This is a genomic window from Ferruginibacter sp. SUN106, assembly GCF_050611765.1.
GTDB lineage: Bacteria > Bacteroidota > Bacteroidia > Chitinophagales > Chitinophagaceae > Ferruginibacter.
Window position 1 is genome coordinate 702,484 of sequence record NZ_JBODJC010000002.1, and the last position, 17,763, is coordinate 720,246.

Here is a 17,763-nt window from a genome sequence, read left to right on the forward strand (position 1 = left end):
CGTCAATCGATATTTTCAATGATCCCTGCAATACCCTGTCCGCCACCAACACAAGCTGTAACTATACCATATTTTTTATTCAACCGCTTCATATCATTCACCAATTGAATAGTAAGCTTACAACCGGTACAACCCAACGGATGGCCCAATGCAATGGCACCACCATTGATATTTACTTCATCAGGGTTCAATTCTAATGTTCTTATCACTGCAAGTGCTTGTGATGCAAAAGCTTCATTCAATTCAAATAAATCAATGTCTGCCAAACTCATGCCTGCCTGTTTTAAAACTTTTGGCACGGCTTCAATTGGCCCCACACCCATTATACGTGGATGAACACCGGCACTGGCACAATTCACCAAACGTGCTATTGGTTTTAATCCCAGTTCATTGATCATCCTTTCACTCATTACAATTACAAAAGCTGCACCATCGCTGGTTTGAGAACTGTTGCCTGCCGTAACACAACCACCGGCAGCAAATGCAGGTTTCAATTTTGCCAAACCTTCAATTGATGTATCCGCTCTTACACCTTCGTCGGTATCCACTACTTTACTTCTTTTTTGTTTCTTGCCTTTTTCATCCAAATAAACTTCTTCAACGTTTATTGGGAGAATACCGGATTTAAAAAATCCTGATGTAATGGCGTTACCTGCTTTTAAATGGCTGTTATAACTGAATGCATCCTGGTCTTCTCTAGAAACATTATATTCTTTTGCTACTGCTTCAGCAGTTAAACCCATACTCAGGTAAAAATCGGGTTCATCCTTTACAATTGAATAAGAAGGCACCGTTTTCCATCCTGCAGTTGGCACCATGCTCATGCTTTCGGTACCCCCGGCAATAATACATTCTGCCATACCGGTTCTTATTTTAGCAGTTGCCATAGCAATACTTTCCAGGCCACTGGCGCAATAACGGTTGATGGTAATACCCGGCGCATGAATGCCTACTGCTTTTGCAGAGATCATCCTGGCTACCTGTAAGCCTTGCTCTGCTTCCGGCACAGCATTGCCCACAATCACATCATCCACACATTTTACGTCCAGTTGCGGCACGCTTGCCAGTAATCCTTTAATCACATCAATGGCCAGGTCATCAGGACGGGTAAACCTGAATCCACCTTTTTTACTTTTAGTGATAGCAGTTCTGTATCCTGCTACAATATATGCTTCTTGCATGTTGAAATAGTTATGTTTAATTGTTGAGGGTCAATTGCTCAGTTGTATTCGCAACGAAAAAAAGCAATCAATCCAAATTAGTTGTTTATGCAACTTTATATACCAAAGGTATAATTTCTGATTGAAAACAAAAAACTGAAAAGTCCTACTTATTTTTGCGCCCACATGTACAAATTACTACGTTCGTTTTTATTCATTTTTGACCCTGAGCGGGTGCATTATTTTTCAATGAATGGCTTGAGGCTGCTTTGCAGGATACCGGGAGTTAAGAAGCTTTTAGCCGCTAGCTTCAAGCCGCAAGGGGGGCATCAGGCTTTGTTAACGGGCATTCAATTCTCAAATCCGGTGGGATTAGGTGCCGGTTTTGATAAAAATGCCAAATACCTTAACGAACTGGAAGCATTGGGTTTTGGTTTTGTGGAAATTGGCACCGTAACCCCCAAACCGCAGGCCGGCAATGATAAGCCCCGTTTGTTCCGCTTACCAAAAGATAAGGCACTGATCAATCGCATGGGTTTTAATAACGACGGGGTTACAGCAGTTGTAGAAAGATTAAAAGCCTGGCACAAAAAACAATCTGCAATCGGCAATCTAAAATCTACAATCGTCATCGGTGGTAATATCGGCAAAAACAAAATCACTCCCAATGAAGATGCCTGGAAGGATTATGAAATTTGTTTTACTGCTTTGTATGATTATGTAGATTATTTTGTGGTGAATGTGAGCAGCCCTAATACACCGGGCTTAAGAGAATTGCAGGAAAAAGATGCTTTGAAAAAAATCCTTAGCAATCTTCAGCAACTAAACTCTAAACACCTAAACCCTAAACCGATATTACTAAAAATAGCCCCCGATTTAACCAACGAACAATTAGACGATGTAGTTGATCTTGCTCTAGAAATAAAGTTAGACGGCCTTGTTGCAACCAACACTACCATCAGCCGTGAGCAACTCACGACTCACCACTCACTACTCACAAAAATTGGTGCTGGTGGTTTAAGCGGATTACCCGTGCAAAAAAGAAGTACCGAAGTGGTACAGTACATTCATCAAAAAACTAACGGGCAAATTCCTATCATTGCAAGCGGTGGTATATTTACAGCTGTTGATGCAAGAGAGAAAATGGAAGCAGGAGCTTCCCTTGTACAGGTGTGGACAGGTTTCATCTACGAGGGTCCGGCTATTGTAAAAAATATTTGTAAAGGATTATAAACATTAAGTAATGGAAGAATTAAATCAATTATTTACCACATCAGGATTAACAGGTTTACTGGCATTAACCCTGATGGAAATAATGCTGGGTATTGACAATGTAATTTTTGTGTCGATTATTTTAGGCAAGTTAAAAACTGAAAAAGAAAAGAAAACCGCAAGTACTGCATGGATGATTGTAGGTATGGTAATGCGTATTGCTTTATTATATGTTCTAGGCAATTTACTCAATGGCGAGAAAGAATTGTTTAAGTTATGGGAACATGGCGTGAGCCTGCAGGACATTATTATGGTAGGTGGCGGTTTATTTTTATTGGTGAATACCACTTTAGAAATTCACAATAAATTAGAAGGAGAAGACCCCAATGAAGTAATTGAACACAAAAAAACCGGCGTAAGTTTGGCGGCAATCATCCGCCAGATAGTGTTGGTGGATTTTATTTTTAGTGTAGATGGCATTATTACTTCTGTTGGTATGAGTAAGTTGCAGGTGGTGCGTTTTGCAGCAGTAATAATTTCCATGCTGGTAATGTTTGTATTTGCAAGAAGAATAAGCAAGTTCATTAACCAGCATCCTACTTTTAAAATGCTGGCACTTTCATTTTTAATATTAATTGCATTTACATTAATTGTAGATGGTGTGCATGTAGAGAAATTTGAAATACCGCACGGCTATGTATATTTTGCCATGGCATTTTCCTTAGGCGTGGAAGTATTAAATCTTCAATTACGCAAACGAAGTAAAAAACCGGTTGAATTGAGAACACCTACTATAGATAAAGAAGAAGATAATAATTTATAAGAAAAAGGGCTTCCGTTTTTGGAAGCCCTTTTCTTATATTATACAGAATTAACGCTTTACTCTTTGATCAGTTTTATCACTTCAGCTTCAGTTTTTATAAAATAAATACCTGAAGGCCAGTTGGCAACATTAATTATTTGGCTGCCATTAAGCAATTGTATTTTATTAATTACCTGTCCGGCTGTGTTTATAATTACAGCATCCTGTTTTTTGCTACTGCTGATTGCAATAGCAACTTTTGCAGGATTAGGAAAAACAGTTACACCAATAGTTGAACCGTTGCTTAGCCTGATAATATTGCTATACACAAAGCGGCCATTGTTATCAATTATCTTAAGCCTGTAGTATTGTACCGCATCATTTACAAAAGCCGTATTATCACTCAACTTATAATTACCACCAGTACTTATATTTAAAGGCTGTACTGTACCAATAGCTGCAAAAGCTACTTTACCATTACTTCTTTCTATTACAAATTGTGCTGTGTTGATTTCATTATTAGTTGTCCAGTTTAGTTGCACTGTACCATTTTGTTTTGCCCCCGTAAATGAAATAAGATTTAATGGTAAAGGAGCACCCAGTTTTCCTAAAATATATTCTGTACTCTCGCCTGTAACCGTAATAGTATTGGCTGCTTCATTAGGTATATCTGTAAGCATACTCCAGGTTGTTGCAGCATTATCTGTTCTTTTATTTAAACGTAATTGATTTTCGTTACCAATATTTACCCCCGGGTTACCTGTATAATTATAAACGGCAGTGTATTGTGGTGACGTACCACCAACTTGAAACACACCAAAGTATTTATCATTGCTACCAACCCCGGTTGCACCGGTTAGTGTATTGGGTTGTTCATCTACACGATACACCTGAATACCGTCAGGATTGCCTGATGATGATGTTACGGTAAAACTTTCACCGGTTGCATGGCTGATAGTTGTTGTTTTAATAGCATTTACATAATCATGACTACTTGCATTACCAATGGCTGCACCGCTTGTAACCCTTGCCGGGTTATTTGCCATTGCTCCGTTATTGGCATTAGTACTACCATCAAAAACAGTAGTACCTGTGCTTTCGTCAAAATTATAATATGCCACCAGGTTACTGTATAAAGCATCGGCACTGGTTATTTTGTGGCACATACGGTCACGTATTTCAGCTTGTGTCATTCCTACATTCCAAATTCTTATTTCATCAATACTGCCTGTTATATTATTAGGGGTTACGGCAATGGGGCCACGTGTACCAATATTCAGGCTTTGTGTGTTGTTTATATTGGTTAGGTCTGCCAAATCGGTTACTGTGCCCTGTAAAACACCATCAATATATAAACTTAAGGTGGTGCCATTTTTTACAGCAGCTACATGATGCCATTTATTATCATCCACAATTGTAACACCATCCACACCGGCGCTGCTAACACCATTATACCTTGCAAAGCCAACTGAATGTGTTGCTTTATAAAACCTTATTACAAACGGATAACCTATTGAACCACTGCTGCCTCCCCATTTTTCAATAATAGAATTATCAGGATTGATTGCGTTGTTTTGTGTTGGAGCAATTTTTATCCAGGTATCAACAGTAAGGTTTCCGGGGAAATTTAATACAGTATTATGGGTTACTTCTATACCATCATCAAATCCGTCAAAACTAATGGCATTACCACTGCCGGGTTTTTGTATCTGGCTGCTTGTTGCATATTCTTGCTGTATCTGTACCGCTGTTAATGCCACATTGTAAATTTTTACTTCATCAATTTTTCCATTCCAATAATGTGCGGGGTCAAAATCCTGCCCGCCAATTTGAAAGGCTGTTGTTGGTGCAAATGGTGTACTACTGTTTGTATTAGGTGCCAGCACTGCATTCATATAAAATTTTGTAACCCCATTTTCTCTTACTAATGCCACATGGTACCAGGTATTTACAGTGCTGAAAAAAGAACCGCTGTGCAACCATGTTACCAGGTTGTACAAACCACCCAATTCGTTACCGCTGCCACTGCCGCTATTATTTCCCATACCCATATTATATCCATTATTACCAGGGCCAAGGCTAATAATCATTTTATTAAATTGATTTGCAGGATCAAACAATGCAGGATTAACCCATGCTATGAGGGTAAAATTATCAGTATTGTTCATAGGTAAAGCAGTAAAGCTTATAGCATCATTCACACCATCAAAACTATAAGCACTATTGGCATTACCAAATCTGTCTGTGGTAAGAGAGGCTCCATTTACAGTACCATTTAATGTACCAATAGCATCATTAGCATTGCCGCTAAACGGATAATAAGCTACTGGTGTTTGAGCCATTATACTTAATGACAACAAAAGGGTACTCCCCAATAGTAAAAACTTTTTCATAACAATAAATATTTAGTAAAGTTGATATTGTAAAAATGAAAAAATGCGTTACCACATACAATACCTGAATGGCAGTATTTAAACGCTTAAAAAATACCTGAATTCAGGTAGTAACAAAATGCAGATTATAGACTTAATTTTATAAAAATTTATGCATTGAGAAAAGCAGGTGGTAATATATTGTTTTTGATATGCTTATTATGCCAGTTTAACTCGTTTGGGCAAGACAAGAAAATACAAGACAGCCTCTTTGCTATTGCCCATAAACAAATCCCCGATACCAGTTCGGTAAAAGCATTGCAAGCAATTCAGCGTAATTTTTTTAATGCAGGCTTGTTCGATTCTACCTATAAGTATGCACAGCAGGCAATAGCATTAGCGAAAAAAATAAATGATACTAAAGGGCTTGCTAAAGCTCAATACAGTATGGGGCTTGCCTGTACCAATCTTTTTAAATACGACAGTGCAAAACATTATATTTCACTGGCAGAAACCGCAGCATTGCAATCGAAAGATTCTTTTTTGTTAGCCAATTGCTATAATACCTTATCAATGCTGTACCGGTACCAGGCTGAATATAATAGTTCGATGACGTATGCATTTCAAAGTGCCGCTATAGCGGAGAGATCAACCGACTCGGCATTGATTAAAGTACTTCCTAAGATCTATTATAATATTTATGGTGCACTTGTAGGAGAAAATCAATTTGAAAAAGCCGTTACCTATGCAAAAAAAGCTTTACTGTTTACCAACTATCCTGACGAGCAACGGTATAAAATTTTATTACATTCAGCCATTGCAGATGCTTATGTAACGCTTAAGCAAACAGCTAATGCAAAACCCTATTTAGACAGCGCTGTTTTTCTTTGCAAAAACTTTGACAATATTGTTGTGAAAATGCTTACTGCCAGTTCGGAAGGATTTTACTATGACCAAACAGGCAATTATGATAAAGCCCTGGCTGCTTATCTTTTATCGTATCAATATGCCGATAGCAATAACAACAGTTATTTAAAAGCAGAAGCAGGAGACAATCTTGCTGTTATTTATTTAAAAATAAAAAATTATACTGAAGCAAACCGTTTTGCAACAGAGGCCAATACCATCGCTTTAGCAGTAAACCATATTAAAGTGGCAGCCAGCACATTTAATACTTTAAAAAAAACTGCTGAAGCCAAAGGAGATTATAAAAAAGCGTTGGAATATGCTGAGCAATATAAAATTTATGCAGACAGTGCCACCAATGAAGCCACGCAAAAAACAACCTTGTCTTTAGAAAGCAAATACCAGTCGCAGAAAAAGGAAAAAGAAATTGCAGAATTAAAAATTGCCAATGCTGAAAAAGAATTAGCTGCAGTTAAACGCAACAGGTTTTTATTAATTGGTGGTTTAAGTGCTGCTGCAATGATGCTGATACTTGGTTTGATGTACCGCAACAGTAACAACAAAAAAATACTGGCATTAAAAGAACAGGATATTCAAAAAGAACAAATAAAATTTTTAGAAGGGCAGCAACAGGTAATCTCTTTACAAAGTATGGTTAATGGCCAGGAGGCGGAACGCACACGCATTGCAAAAGATCTGCATGATGGGCTGGGAGGTTTATTCAGTACGATGAAAATGTACTTTAGCACGTTGGAGCATGAGCAGCAGAAATTAAAAGAAAGCGCATTGTTTAATAAAAGTTACGAGTTGATTGATACCGCCAGCGAAGAAGTACGCCGCATCGCACATAACATGATGCCCGAAGTGCTGGCAAAATTAGGATTGGTACCTGCTATACAGGATATGTGCAGTAATATCAGCTCGGGCAAATTGATGCAGGTAAAATTACAATCCTATGGCATGGAAGAGCGCCTGAATGCTTCCATAGAAATTATGCTGTACCGTATTGTACAGGAACTGCTAAGCAACATCATCAAACATGCACAGGCAACAGAAGCAATTGTACAATTTAACCGTGATGGCAGAAGACTGATGGTAACAGTAGAAGATAACGGTATTGGATTTAACCAGCATCAAATTGATGATAAAAACCATAGTGGCCTGGAAATTATTAAAAGCAGGGTTAATTATTTACAAGGCACTATTGCAATTGATAGCAGGGAGAAAGTTGGAACGACTGTGGTGATGGAATTTAATGTTTAGGGTTTAGGAGTTTAGGGTTTAGAAAAGCGTATTACTAATTAAAATGATAAACATACTTATTATAGACGATCATCCGCTGGTAACAGATGGCATACAAATGATGCTGAAAGATGCCAGCTATTTATCCATTGTTGGTAAAGCAAAGAATGGTGTTGAGGCGTTAGCATTTTTAGAAACGAACGAACCGGAAATAATTCTGCTTGACATTAGCCTTCCCGATATTGACGGACTGCAGCTATGTGATAAGATAAGAACAAAAAATAAATACAGTAAAATACTGGGCCTTACTTCTGCCAATGATGCTTCTATAATTACGCAATTATTACACCGTGGTGCCAATGGCTATTTATTAAAAAATATGGAACGCAGTGAATTACTGGAAGCCATTGATAAAGTAATGGATGGCAAAATATTTTTAAGCAAAGCTGCTAATGAAAGAGTACTGGAGCAATTCTCTTCTGTGTCCACTGCATTAAACGGATTACCTGCATTAACCCGTAGAGAAAAAGAATTGCTACAATTATTAGAAGAAGGTTTAAACGGTCCGCAAATTGCAGAAAAATTATTCATCAGCCATTACACCGTGGAAACACACCGCAAAAATTTAATGCAAAAATTAAATGTAAATTCTACGCAGCAGTTATTAAAATTGGCAAGAGAGAAAAAACTGGTTTAAGTAGTACTGATACAAAGTAATGTTGCAGCAACAATACCTGCTGTTTCTGTACGTAATCTTGTTTCTCCCAACGCCACCGGAGTAAAATTATTTTTAAGTGCTACCTCAATTTCAGTAGTTGTAAAATCTCCCTCAGGTCCAATTAAAATTAGTTTAGCCCTTCGGCTTCGCTCAGGATAAGTAGAGGGGTTTAGCCCTTCGGCTTCGCTCAGGATAAGTTTAGAGGTAAGCGATACTTTATTATTCTCATCTTCGCAATGCGCAATAAATTTTTGTTCTTGTTTTGCTTGATTGACCAGTGTTACAAATTTTACCGGCTCATGCAAAACAGGCAGCCAGGCTTGCTGGCTTTGCAACATGGCACTTACCAAAATACTTTTCATCCTGTCAAATTTAAAAGCAGTCTTTTCTGTCCTTTCACAAATCAACGGAATGATTTCAGTAACACCTATCTCAGTTGCTTTTTCTAAAAACCACTCCAGGCGGGTGTTGTTTTTAACTAAAGAAATAGCAATGGTGATCTTCGGTTTCGGATTTTTAATTTCGGATTTGTTTATAATTGTTACTACACACTTTTTCCGGTTATCATCCTTTATTTCGGCAGTAAATAAATTGCCTTTGCCATTGGTGAGCTGCAGTTTTTCGCCGGTTTTCATACGCAACACTTGCACTATATGTTTGCTGGTATCTTCATCCAGCACCACTTGTGTTGTTGTAAGATCAATATCTTCTTTATAAAAAAACGGCAATGCCATAATGCAATTTTTGATTTCGGATTTAAGATTTTAGATTTTTTTATAATTGTACTCCTTTTCTGATTACCACTTCATTAAAAACGGTAATTCAAACTTAGTCAAATTAAAAATGGAGAATTGTATTTCTCCATTATTAATTATTCATTATAAATTTATCCATTATTAAAAAGGTGCTTCATCATCAAACTCTCCGTCATTCATCTTGCTGCCTTTCTGTATGTACAGTTTAGCACCATCACCGCCATTATCCAGGCCCGATACAGGTTTCCAGCTACCACCGCCACCCGAAGGCGCAGATCCACCGCCAAAACCATCGCTGCCGGTTTCATCTTCCACAAATTTTTGAATGTGTAACATGGCCCTTAATTTAACTGTATCCAAACTACCGTTACGATGCTTGGCTATCTTTACATAAGTTTCGCCTTTGTTACTTTCGCCCATTTCGTTGCTGGTAATATCATAATACTCCGGACGGTAGAGGAACATTACCATATCCGCATCTTGCTCAATCGCACCCGATTCCCTTAAATCACTCAACTGCGGAATTTTGTTTCCTTCTTTTCTTTTTTCCACTTCACGACTTAACTGAGACAAGGCAATGATCGGCACTTGTAATTCTTTTGCCAATCCTTTTAAATCTCTTGATATTTTACTGATCTCCTGTTCCCTGTTACCATTTTTATTATCGCCTGCCCCACTCATCAATTGCAGGTAATCTATAATGATCAGTCCAATATTGTGTTTGTTTTTTAAACGACGGCATTTCGCTCTCAGCTCAAAAATATTCAGCGCTGCGGTATCATCAATAAATATTGGTGCTTTAGATAAAGTCTCAATCCCTTTTTTATACAGCTGCTTCATTTCATGCTCTTCCAGTTTTCCTCTCGATATTTTCTCCAGCCATATTTCACTCTCGGCACTTAATATACGTTGCACCAGCTGGCTGCTACTCATCTCCAGGCTAAAAAATGCAATGGGAATTGCTTTTTTAGGATCAGCGGGCACAGCCGCACTCCTGGCAAGGTTTAATGCAAAGGCCGTTTTACCCACAGATGGCCTTGCTGCCAAAATGATCAAATCCGTTTTTTGCCAGCCATAAGTTAATTTATCCAGCGAAGGAAACCCTGTAGGTACACCGGTAATATCCTCATCACGGTTACGCATATCTTCAATACGCTGAATGGTTTTTACCAAAACAGCATCGATGGTATCAAAATTCTTACGTAAGTGATTATTGGTAATTTCAAATAATTTGCCTTCTGCTTCATCCAGCATATCAAACACATCGGTACTGTCTTCATAGGCATCGCCTAAAATTTCACCACTGATGCGTATCAATTCCCTCTGGATAAACTTTTGCAATACGATCCTGCTATGAGCATCAATATTGGCAGAGGATACTACCGAATTAGTGAGTTTGGTTACATAATAAGGCCCGCCCACAGCATCCAGTTCTTCCCTGAATTTTAGCTCTTCTACCACGGTTAACAAATCTATGGGTAAACTTTTTATAGCCAGCCCTTGCATTGCCCTGTAAATTTTCTGGTTGGCATCTACATAAAAACATTCTGGTTTTAGTATCTCCACAACGGTATCAAATGCACTTTTTTCCAGCATAATGGCCCCTAATACAGCCTCTTCCAGTTCTTTGGCTTGTGGTGGCACTTTGCCATACATCATAGAGCTTACATCGGGTATTGCTTTACGGCGTAGTTTTTTATCTTTATTATAGTTAGTAAGTTCCATATTCGCTTGCTTGTTGGAGTTATTTATTTTTTGCAGGGCGGCTAAGATAAATTCAAATACACATTAAACACGTGCTCATTTTTATGCACATACTCCATTTTCACCCTTTTAAATAGTTTTCCCACACTCCATTAACAGCAAATTTAGCTTATCCACGGCTTATCCCCATCAAATTAACAATCTAAAAATCAATAAACTTGCCAACCATCTCTGTTTTATTAACAATTTGGTAATCTCCAAATTTCTTTTTCTGCACCATTATATTTTTTTGTGTTTTGTTATTTTCAAGCGCATTGGTTAGATTATGATTATGTGTACTTCTATTCAATCGATTATCTTTGTAAACAATACATAAGAAAACATACAGATAAATGACGATTAGTTACAACTGGCTGAGTGAATATCTGCCTGAGAAAATTGAACCGGAGAAATTAAGTAAGATTCTTACTTCTATTGGCCTGGAAGTGGAAACCATGGAGCCATTTGAAGAAGTTAAAGGCGGATTAAAAGGCCTGGTGATTGGCGAAGTGCTGGAATGCGAAAAACATCCTGATGCTGATAAATTATCGCTTACCAAAGTAAATATTGGCAGCGGCGACCCTTTGCAGATTGTTTGTGGTGCACCCAATGTTGCTGCCGGGCAAAAAGTAATTGTAGCAACAATCGGTACCACCATATACCCGAGTACCGGCGAACCATTGACCATGAAGAAAGCAAAGATCCGTGGCAGCGAAAGCCATGGTATGATCTGCGCCGAAGATGAGATTGGATTGGGACAAAGCCATGCAGGTATTTTGATTTTACCTGCCGATGCTAAAGTAGGCACTCCTGCCGCTGAATATTTTAATACCTACAGCGATATTATTTTTGAAATTGGTTTAACACCCAACCGCATGGACGCTATGAGCCACCTAGGGGTTGCCAAAGATGTGTGTGCCTACCTGAGCCACCACAATAAAAAAGATACTACTGTAAAATCGCCTTTTAAAAATAATTTTAAGGTAGATCACCAGGGTTTGCAAATGGAAGTGTTGATTGAAAATGCCATAGCCTGCCAGCGTTACAGCGGTGTAAGCATACAAGGTGTTACCATTGCCGAAAGCCCTAAATGGTTGCAACAAAAACTAAAAAGTATTGGCTTAAGGCCCATCAATAATATTGTAGACATTACCAATTTTATCTTGCATGAAACCGGCCAGCCATTACATGCTTTTGATGCCGACCAGGTAATTGGTAAAAAAGTGATCATTAAAAATGTAGCCGAGGGAACAGCTTTTGTTACATTAGATGATAAAGAAAGAAAATTGTCTGCCGAAGACCTGATGATATGTAATGCAGAAGCCCCAATGTGTATTGGTGGTGTATTTGGTGGTTTACATAGTGGTGTAACTGCCGGCACCAAAAATATATTTTTAGAGAGTGCCTGGTTCAATCCGATCACTATTCGTAAAACATCCTTCAGGCATGGCCTGCGTACCGATGCTGCTACAAGATTTGAAAAAGGTGTTGACATCAGTAATACTGTAAATGTGTTGAAGAGAGCTGCCATAATGATAAAAGAAATTGCCGGCGGACAAATTGCAAGCGATATCATTGATGTATACCCAACGCCAAAACAAAAGACCGAAGTAGCCCTTAAATATCATTACCTTAAAAAATTAAGTGGTAAAAATTATCATGGCGATACTATAAAAAACATTTTAACCAGCCTTGGTTTTGAAATGATAAAAGAAGGCATGGATGAAATGTGGGTGAAAGTACCTTTCAGCAAACCAGATATTACTATTGCAGCAGACCTGGTAGAAGAAATTATGCGTATCGACGGTTTGGATAATGTGGAAATTCCGCAGATGATCACTATTGCACCTGCTGTGGAAACACTGGCGCATCAGACTGCTTACCAGGAAAAAGTAGCTACTTATTTGGTTGGTCTTGGCTTTAACGAGATATTCACCAACAGTATTACCAACAGCGCTTATTTTACTGAAACAACTTTACAAAGCACTGTAAAGATGATCAATAACCTGAGTGAAGAGCTGAATGTAATGCGGCCTTCTATGCTGGAAACAGGGCTGGAAACGATTGCTCATAACTTAAACCGTAAGAATAATAATATCCGCTTTTTTGAATTTGGTAAAACCTATTCTACAGATGGTGTGGGCAGCTATGCAGAAAACAATCATTTATGTTTATTTGCAACCGGTGCTAAAACCGAGGCAGGCTGGAACAACAAAGTGCAAAAAGCAGATTTTTATTTTGTAAAAGCTGTGGTGGAAAAAATTGCAGGGATAACAGGATTATCGATCAATGACTTTGCTGTTACTGCAAATGAAAAATTAAATAATGCCGTTGAAGTAAAAATTAAAAATGAACCGGTAGCAACTATTGGTGAAGTGAATAAGAAAACGGCCGAGCAATTCGATTGTAAACAACCTGTTTTTATTGCAGATATTAACTGGGATAAATTAATGCAGCTGAATAAAAAGAACAGTATCAGCTTTAAAGAAATTTCTAAATTCCCAGCGGTACAAAGAGACCTGGCCATTGTGGTGGATAAAAGCATTGCTTACCAGCAAATTGAAAAAACAACTTTTGCTGCTAAACTAAATAAACTTAAAAATGTAAGTTTGTTTGATGTTTTTGAAAGCGAAAAACTGGGCGCTAATAAAAAATCAATGGCCGTAAGTTTTACTTTTTTAGATGAAGAAAAAACAATGACCGATAGTGAGATTGATGCGATGATGAATAAGATCATAGGTGCGTATGAAAAGGAATTGAATGCAGAAATAAGGAAGTAATCCATGTGTCTTGACGGTTTCAAACCGTCTGATACCTGTGATATAAAGGGCCGGACTTAAAACCGTTCTGACCCTGAAAGAACGTATATGGCAGAATTAGAATCAAATATTAAACGCATTAACGATAAGCTTCAAAAACTATTGAGGCAGTATAACCAATTGCTTAAAGACAACGAAAGGCAAAGCAGGCTGATAAAAGAATTGCAGGAAACAAAAGATCAGAACACACAAACAATTGCCACGCTGCAGCAACAGGCAGATATACTAAAGGCATCTACCGGGCAGATGAATGCTTCAGATAAAAAAGCTTTTGAAAAGCATATTAACCAATACATCAAAGAAATTGACAAATGTATTGGCTTGCTGAGTGAGTAGCTTATACCCTTTTTACAAGTTTCACTAACTGATCGCCTTCAATATTACTCAATTCTAAAAAATATCTTCCGTAAGGCAGGTCATTCAACCCACGCCAGTTAAAATATTTTTGATTTTGAGGTTGGGTGGTTTCAAGCGTAGAACAAACTTCCCCTTTATCATTCTTTAAAACAAACTTTAAAGGATCGGAAATCACCCTGTTCCATTCAATAGTTAGTGAATCGGTAAAAAAGGCCTCTTTAATTTTGGCAAACATGGTTTAAACTGTTTAATTTTCCTGATTGGTAAAAGCTGCAGTCTTAAAGGGGTAACGATACCAATACAATACCTTAATTAAAAAAGTAATGCGGTGTTTTTGCGTTTTGCTTTAGGAAAATTGGTGGTTTCTTTGGTAAGAGCTACAAAATAATACATTAATTTTAATTATGCAAGAGTTAATACCCATAAATATTGTAATCGGCGACAGAACCTACCGGATAAAAACAAAGGCTGCCGATGAGGAAGCGGTACGCCGTACACTAAAAACCATCAATGATAAGATCATTGAGTTTAAAACCAATTTCTCTGGAAAAGATATGCAGGACTATATTGCCATGGTGCTTATCTGGTATGCCACAGAGTCTTCTGCAGGTAGTAATCCGGGCCTTGAAAAAGAAGTAACTACAGCCCTGCTAAAAATGGAAGAACAGCTGGATAAGGCCTTATAAAAACAGCCCGCCATTACATATACAGTAAAAAGTGCAAGCAAGCCGCAAATGCTGTCTTTAACTCCAAACTAATTTGTATCTTCGCCAACTAACTATCTCATTTATTTTTATGGGCTTAGAGAGGAATTATAAGATTGTGAACCGCTTTAAAACAAAAAATTTCAATGGAACCGACCATAATTTACATCATCATTGGTATAGCTGCCCTTATAATCGGACTTGTTCTGGGTAAGGTAGTTTTTGCCAAAAACACCAAAAAACAAGTAGAAGAAGCTGAGATTCAGGCTCAAAAGATTGTTGCAGACGGCCAGTTACAGGCTGAAAACCTTAAAAAAGAAAAGCTTTTAGAAGCTAAGGAAAAATTTGTGCAGCTTAAGGCAGAGCATGATAAAGAGGTATTGCAACGTAATCAAAAGATCATTGAAGGGGAAAGCCGTATCAAACAGAAAGAGCAATCCCTCAATCAAAAAGATCAGAACCTGGAAAAACAGATCAAGGAAAATGAAGGCATTAAGGAAACGCTTAACCGCCAGATTGAAGTGGTAAACCAGAAACGTACCGAACTGGAAAAGCACCAGGAAGAGCATATCCGCCGCCTGGAGAAAGTAGCCGGACTTACCGCAGAAGATGCCAAAGCGCAATTAATTGAAAGCCTTAAGCAAGAAGCGCAAACCAAAGCTATTGCCATTCAGCAGGAAATTATTGAAGATGCTAAATTAAAAGCCGGTAAAGAAGCCCGTAAAATTGTTATTCAAACCATACAGCGTACTGCTGCCGAAGTGGCCATTGAAAACTCCATCACTGTTTTCAATTTGGAAAGTGATGAAATTAAAGGTTCCATCATTGGCCGTGAGGGTAGAAATATCCGTGCCATTGAAGCCGCAACAGGTGTGGATCTGATTGTTGATGATACTCCTGAAGCAATCGTTTTGTCTTCGTTTGATCCTTTACGCAGAGAAATTGCCCGTTTATCTTTACAACGTTTAGTTGCCGATGGCCGTATTCACCCTGCCCGTATTGAGGAAGTGGTGGAAAAAACCAAAAAGCAGATCGATGACCAGGTAATGGAAATAGGCGAACGTACTGCAATGGAACTGGGCGTACATGGCTTGCATAAAGAACTGATAAGAATGGTAGGCCGCATGCGTTTCCGTTCTTCTTATGGCCAAAATCTATTGATGCATAGCAGGGAAACAGCTAATTTATGTGCTATTATGGCATCTGAATTAGGTATGAACCCTAAGCTGGCTAAACGTGCCGGTTTGTTACACGATATTGGTAAAGTACCCGACGAAGAAACTGAATTAAGCCATGCCTTGTTAGGTGCTAAACTGGCTGAAAAATATGGTGAAAATCCGGCTGTGGTTAATGCTATCGGTGCTCACCACGATGAAATGGAAATGCAATATGTTATCTCTCCTATCATACAGGCTTGTGATGCAATAAGTGGTGCAAGGCCGGGTGCAAGGCGTGAGATCATGCAGCAGTACATTCAGCGTATTAAAGACCTGGAAAATATGGCGATGGGCTATACCGGTGTTGAAAAAGCTTATGCTATACAAGCTGGTCGTGAACTGAGGGTAATTGTAGAGGCGGATAAAGTAACCGATGGCGATAGTGATAAATTAAGTTTTGAAATAGCCCAGAAAATACAAACTGAAATGACTTTCCCGGGACAGATCAAAGTAACTGTTATCAGGGAAAAAAGATCGGTGAATGTGGCGAGGTAATGCATAGTAGAAAGTTAACGGCTTTACAATCAAATCATAACAAAAAATCCGGCACTAAGCTAGCCGGATTTTTTGTTGGCTGATAAATAAAATAGGCGTGAATAAAAAAACTTTCAACTTTCAACCATCAACTTTCAACTTTTTCCCCTACCTTTGCCGTCCGTAAAAAATAAGAATTATGAACGCAGTAGCATTTGTTCATGAGCAGTTGACAACCATACCAACGCTCCCGAAGTTTAAAGCAGGTGATAACATCACTGTTAATTATAAAATTGTGGAAGGTACCAAAGAGCGTATCCAGAGCTTTAAAGGCGATGTGATTAAACGTCAGGGTACCGGAGCAACCGCTTCTTTTACAGTACGTAAAATGAGCGATGGTGTAGGTGTTGAACGTTTGTTCCCTATCTACTCTCCAAATATCGAAAGTATTGTGTTAAACAAAGTAGGTAAAGTTAACCGTGCTAAATTGTACTACCTGCGTGACAGAAGCGGTAAAAGTGCCCGTATACAGGAAAAAAGAAGAGCTGTTGCTAAATAAGGCAGCCTGATAAATATTTAAAAAAGCAAAAATCTTAGTTGATTTTTGCTTTTTTTATGAGGATTGGCGTAGTTTGGTATGATTCTTGTTAATTAAAATACAAATTACAATACCTCTGATCTAACTATTTACCCCTGAAGTTTTACTGACTTTATTTTTAAACCGTAAATCCCTTTTACCATGAGAAGTATTGTATTATCTCTAGTCGCAATCATTGCAATTTCTTTATTTGTTTCCTGCTCAAGAAGTATTACTGTAGAACAAGCTGCCAACGGCAAAGCCAGGTGCGGTAAAAACTACCTTCGTTAATTTTTTTTCAGCTTTAAAATCCTGTTAACCTACGGTTAATAATCTTCAGGTATTTACTACAATAAGTAAATATTTGGTTTATCTTTGCTGTCTAAATTTTTATTATGATAGTATCACTTATGAATGCCATCTTTTTATTCTCCCTTCCAGGCGGAGGAGAATGGATATTGATAATTGTTGTTGTATTGCTGATGTTTGGCGGAAAAAAGATCCCGGAATTAATGAGGGGTATTGGTAAAGGCATGCGTGAATTTAACGATGCAAAAGCCAATGTAAAAAGCGAAATAGAAGAAGGAATGAAAGAAAAAGATAAAGACGAAGAGATCAGGCAGCTAAGGCAACAATTAGAACAGCAGAAAGCATCTCAATAATGCTTTAGCATAATTGCTGTTTATTATTTAAAATATTTTCGGC

The 17,763-nt window shown here is 38.1% G+C and carries 16 protein-coding genes; 11 read left to right on the forward strand and 5 right to left on the reverse strand.

All coding sequences use genetic code 11. The features are described 5' to 3' along the window. Positions 1-2: 2 nt before the first annotated feature. Complete coding sequence (locus ACQ334_RS08970) at positions 3-1,181, reverse strand: acetyl-CoA C-acyltransferase (RefSeq protein WP_430987856.1); 1,179 nt, start codon at positions 1,179-1,181, stop codon at positions 3-5. A gap of 165 nt (positions 1,182-1,346) precedes the next feature. Between ACQ334_RS08970 and ACQ334_RS08975 the strand changes: the two genes are divergently transcribed. Together ACQ334_RS08975 and ACQ334_RS08980 are read left to right on the forward strand one after the other, a co-directional pair. Further along, entirely contained in the window at positions 1,347-2,393 is a 1,047-nt protein-coding gene (locus ACQ334_RS08975) for a quinone-dependent dihydroorotate dehydrogenase (protein WP_430987857.1), read from the forward strand. Between the two features lie 10 nt (positions 2,394-2,403). Beyond that, positions 2,404-3,195, forward strand: coding sequence for a TerC family protein (locus ACQ334_RS08980; protein ID WP_430987858.1), 792 nt, complete (start codon positions 2,404-2,406; stop codon positions 3,193-3,195). Positions 3,196-3,251: 56 nt separating this feature from the next. Here the strand turns inward: ACQ334_RS08980 and ACQ334_RS08985 are convergent, their stop codons facing one another. Continuing rightward, positions 3,252-5,567, reverse strand: coding sequence for a LamG-like jellyroll fold domain-containing protein (locus ACQ334_RS08985; RefSeq protein WP_430987859.1), 2,316 nt, complete (start codon positions 5,565-5,567; stop codon positions 3,252-3,254). Positions 5,568-5,723: 156 nt separating this feature from the next. On the opposite strand from ACQ334_RS08985, the gene ACQ334_RS08990 reads away from it, so the two are divergent. Together ACQ334_RS08990 and ACQ334_RS08995 are read left to right on the forward strand one after the other, a co-directional pair. Next, complete coding sequence (locus ACQ334_RS08990; RefSeq protein WP_430987860.1) at positions 5,724-7,715, forward strand: tetratricopeptide repeat-containing sensor histidine kinase; 1,992 nt, start codon at positions 5,724-5,726, stop codon at positions 7,713-7,715. Positions 7,716-7,758: 43 nt separating this feature from the next. After that, positions 7,759-8,391, forward strand: coding sequence for a response regulator (locus ACQ334_RS08995; protein ID WP_430987861.1), 633 nt, complete (start codon positions 7,759-7,761; stop codon positions 8,389-8,391). Here ACQ334_RS08995 and ACQ334_RS09000 read toward each other — a convergent pair. Both ACQ334_RS09000 and dnaB read right to left on the reverse strand, forming a co-directional pair. Then, positions 8,388-9,146 carry an RsmE family RNA methyltransferase gene (locus ACQ334_RS09000; RefSeq protein WP_430987862.1) on the reverse strand — a complete coding sequence of 253 codons (759 nt, stop codon included), beginning with the start codon at positions 9,144-9,146 and terminating at the stop codon, positions 8,388-8,390. The genes ACQ334_RS08995 and ACQ334_RS09000 overlap by 4 nt on opposite strands. Positions 9,147-9,308: 162 nt before the next feature. Continuing rightward, positions 9,309-10,892 (reverse strand): replicative DNA helicase, encoded by a 1,584-nt coding sequence (gene dnaB, locus ACQ334_RS09005; RefSeq protein ID WP_430987863.1) that lies wholly within the window; start codon positions 10,890-10,892, stop codon positions 9,309-9,311. Between the two features lie 371 nt (positions 10,893-11,263). Between dnaB and pheT the strand changes: the two genes are divergently transcribed. Together pheT and ACQ334_RS09015 are read left to right on the forward strand one after the other, a co-directional pair. Then, a complete protein-coding gene (gene pheT / locus ACQ334_RS09010) occupies positions 11,264-13,690 on the forward strand; it encodes a phenylalanine--tRNA ligase subunit beta (protein ID WP_430987864.1) in 2,427 nt (808 codons plus the stop codon). Positions 13,691-13,777: 87 nt separating this feature from the next. After that, the gene (locus ACQ334_RS09015) at positions 13,778-14,065 is read left to right on the forward strand and encodes a hypothetical protein (RefSeq protein WP_430987865.1); all 288 of its coding nucleotides are present in this window, start codon (positions 13,778-13,780) and stop codon (positions 14,063-14,065) included. Between the two features lies 1 nt (position 14,066). On the opposite strand, the gene ACQ334_RS09020 is transcribed toward ACQ334_RS09015, so the two are convergent. Then, positions 14,067-14,321: a hypothetical protein gene (locus tag ACQ334_RS09020; protein ID WP_430987866.1), complete on the reverse strand. Its 255-nt coding sequence runs from the start codon at positions 14,319-14,321 to the stop codon at positions 14,067-14,069. 169 nt (positions 14,322-14,490) lie between these two features. On the opposite strand from ACQ334_RS09020, the gene ACQ334_RS09025 reads away from it, so the two are divergent. The 5 genes from ACQ334_RS09025 (at position 14,491) to ACQ334_RS09045 (ending at position 17,720) form a co-directional block, all read left to right on the forward strand. Beyond that, a complete protein-coding gene (locus ACQ334_RS09025) occupies positions 14,491-14,772 on the forward strand; it encodes a cell division protein ZapA (RefSeq protein ID WP_430987867.1) in 282 nt (93 codons plus the stop codon). A gap of 164 nt (positions 14,773-14,936) precedes the next feature. Then, entirely contained in the window at positions 14,937-16,502 is a 1,566-nt protein-coding gene (gene rny / locus ACQ334_RS09030; RefSeq protein WP_430987868.1) for a ribonuclease Y, read from the forward strand. A 178-nt stretch (positions 16,503-16,680) separates the two neighbouring features. Then, positions 16,681-17,040: a 50S ribosomal protein L19 gene (gene rplS / locus ACQ334_RS09035; RefSeq protein ID WP_430987869.1), complete on the forward strand. Its 360-nt coding sequence runs from the start codon at positions 16,681-16,683 to the stop codon at positions 17,038-17,040. 180 nt (positions 17,041-17,220) lie between these two features. Then, on the forward strand, positions 17,221-17,349 hold the full coding sequence (locus ACQ334_RS09040; protein ID WP_430987870.1) for a hypothetical protein: 129 nt from the start codon (positions 17,221-17,223) through the stop codon (positions 17,347-17,349). Positions 17,350-17,453: 104 nt separating this feature from the next. Then, the gene (locus tag ACQ334_RS09045) at positions 17,454-17,720 is read left to right on the forward strand and encodes a Sec-independent protein translocase subunit TatA/TatB (RefSeq protein WP_430987871.1); all 267 of its coding nucleotides are present in this window, start codon (positions 17,454-17,456) and stop codon (positions 17,718-17,720) included. Positions 17,721-17,763 lie beyond the last annotated feature (43 nt).

What these genes read in the sequence shown, in the direction of transcription:
- ACQ334_RS08970 (WP_430987856.1), bottom strand. Translation starts at nt 1,181, where the DNA reads ATGCAAGAAGCATATATTGTAGCAGGATACAGAACTGCTATCACTAAA.
- ACQ334_RS08975 (WP_430987857.1), top strand. Translation starts at nt 1,347, where the DNA reads ATGTACAAATTACTACGTTCGTTTTTATTCATTTTTGACCCTGAGCGG.
- ACQ334_RS08980 (WP_430987858.1), top strand. Translation starts at nt 2,404, where the DNA reads ATGGAAGAATTAAATCAATTATTTACCACATCAGGATTAACAGGTTTA.
- ACQ334_RS08985 (WP_430987859.1), bottom strand. Translation starts at nt 5,567, where the DNA reads ATGAAAAAGTTTTTACTATTGGGGAGTACCCTTTTGTTGTCATTAAGT.
- ACQ334_RS08995 (WP_430987861.1), top strand. Translation starts at nt 7,759, where the DNA reads ATGATAAACATACTTATTATAGACGATCATCCGCTGGTAACAGATGGC.
- ACQ334_RS09000 (WP_430987862.1), bottom strand. Translation starts at nt 9,146, where the DNA reads ATGGCATTGCCGTTTTTTTATAAAGAAGATATTGATCTTACAACAACA.
- dnaB (WP_430987863.1), bottom strand. Translation starts at nt 10,892, where the DNA reads ATGGAACTTACTAACTATAATAAAGATAAAAAACTACGCCGTAAAGCA.
- pheT (WP_430987864.1), top strand. Translation starts at nt 11,264, where the DNA reads ATGACGATTAGTTACAACTGGCTGAGTGAATATCTGCCTGAGAAAATT.
- ACQ334_RS09015 (WP_430987865.1), top strand. Translation starts at nt 13,778, where the DNA reads ATGGCAGAATTAGAATCAAATATTAAACGCATTAACGATAAGCTTCAA.
- ACQ334_RS09020 (WP_430987866.1), bottom strand. Translation starts at nt 14,321, where the DNA reads ATGTTTGCCAAAATTAAAGAGGCCTTTTTTACCGATTCACTAACTATT.
- ACQ334_RS09025 (WP_430987867.1), top strand. Translation starts at nt 14,491, where the DNA reads ATGCAAGAGTTAATACCCATAAATATTGTAATCGGCGACAGAACCTAC.
- rny (WP_430987868.1), top strand. Translation starts at nt 14,937, where the DNA reads ATGGAACCGACCATAATTTACATCATCATTGGTATAGCTGCCCTTATA.
- rplS (WP_430987869.1), top strand. Translation starts at nt 16,681, where the DNA reads ATGAACGCAGTAGCATTTGTTCATGAGCAGTTGACAACCATACCAACG.
- ACQ334_RS09040 (WP_430987870.1), top strand. Translation starts at nt 17,221, where the DNA reads ATGAGAAGTATTGTATTATCTCTAGTCGCAATCATTGCAATTTCTTTA.
- ACQ334_RS09045 (WP_430987871.1), top strand. Translation starts at nt 17,454, where the DNA reads ATGATAGTATCACTTATGAATGCCATCTTTTTATTCTCCCTTCCAGGC.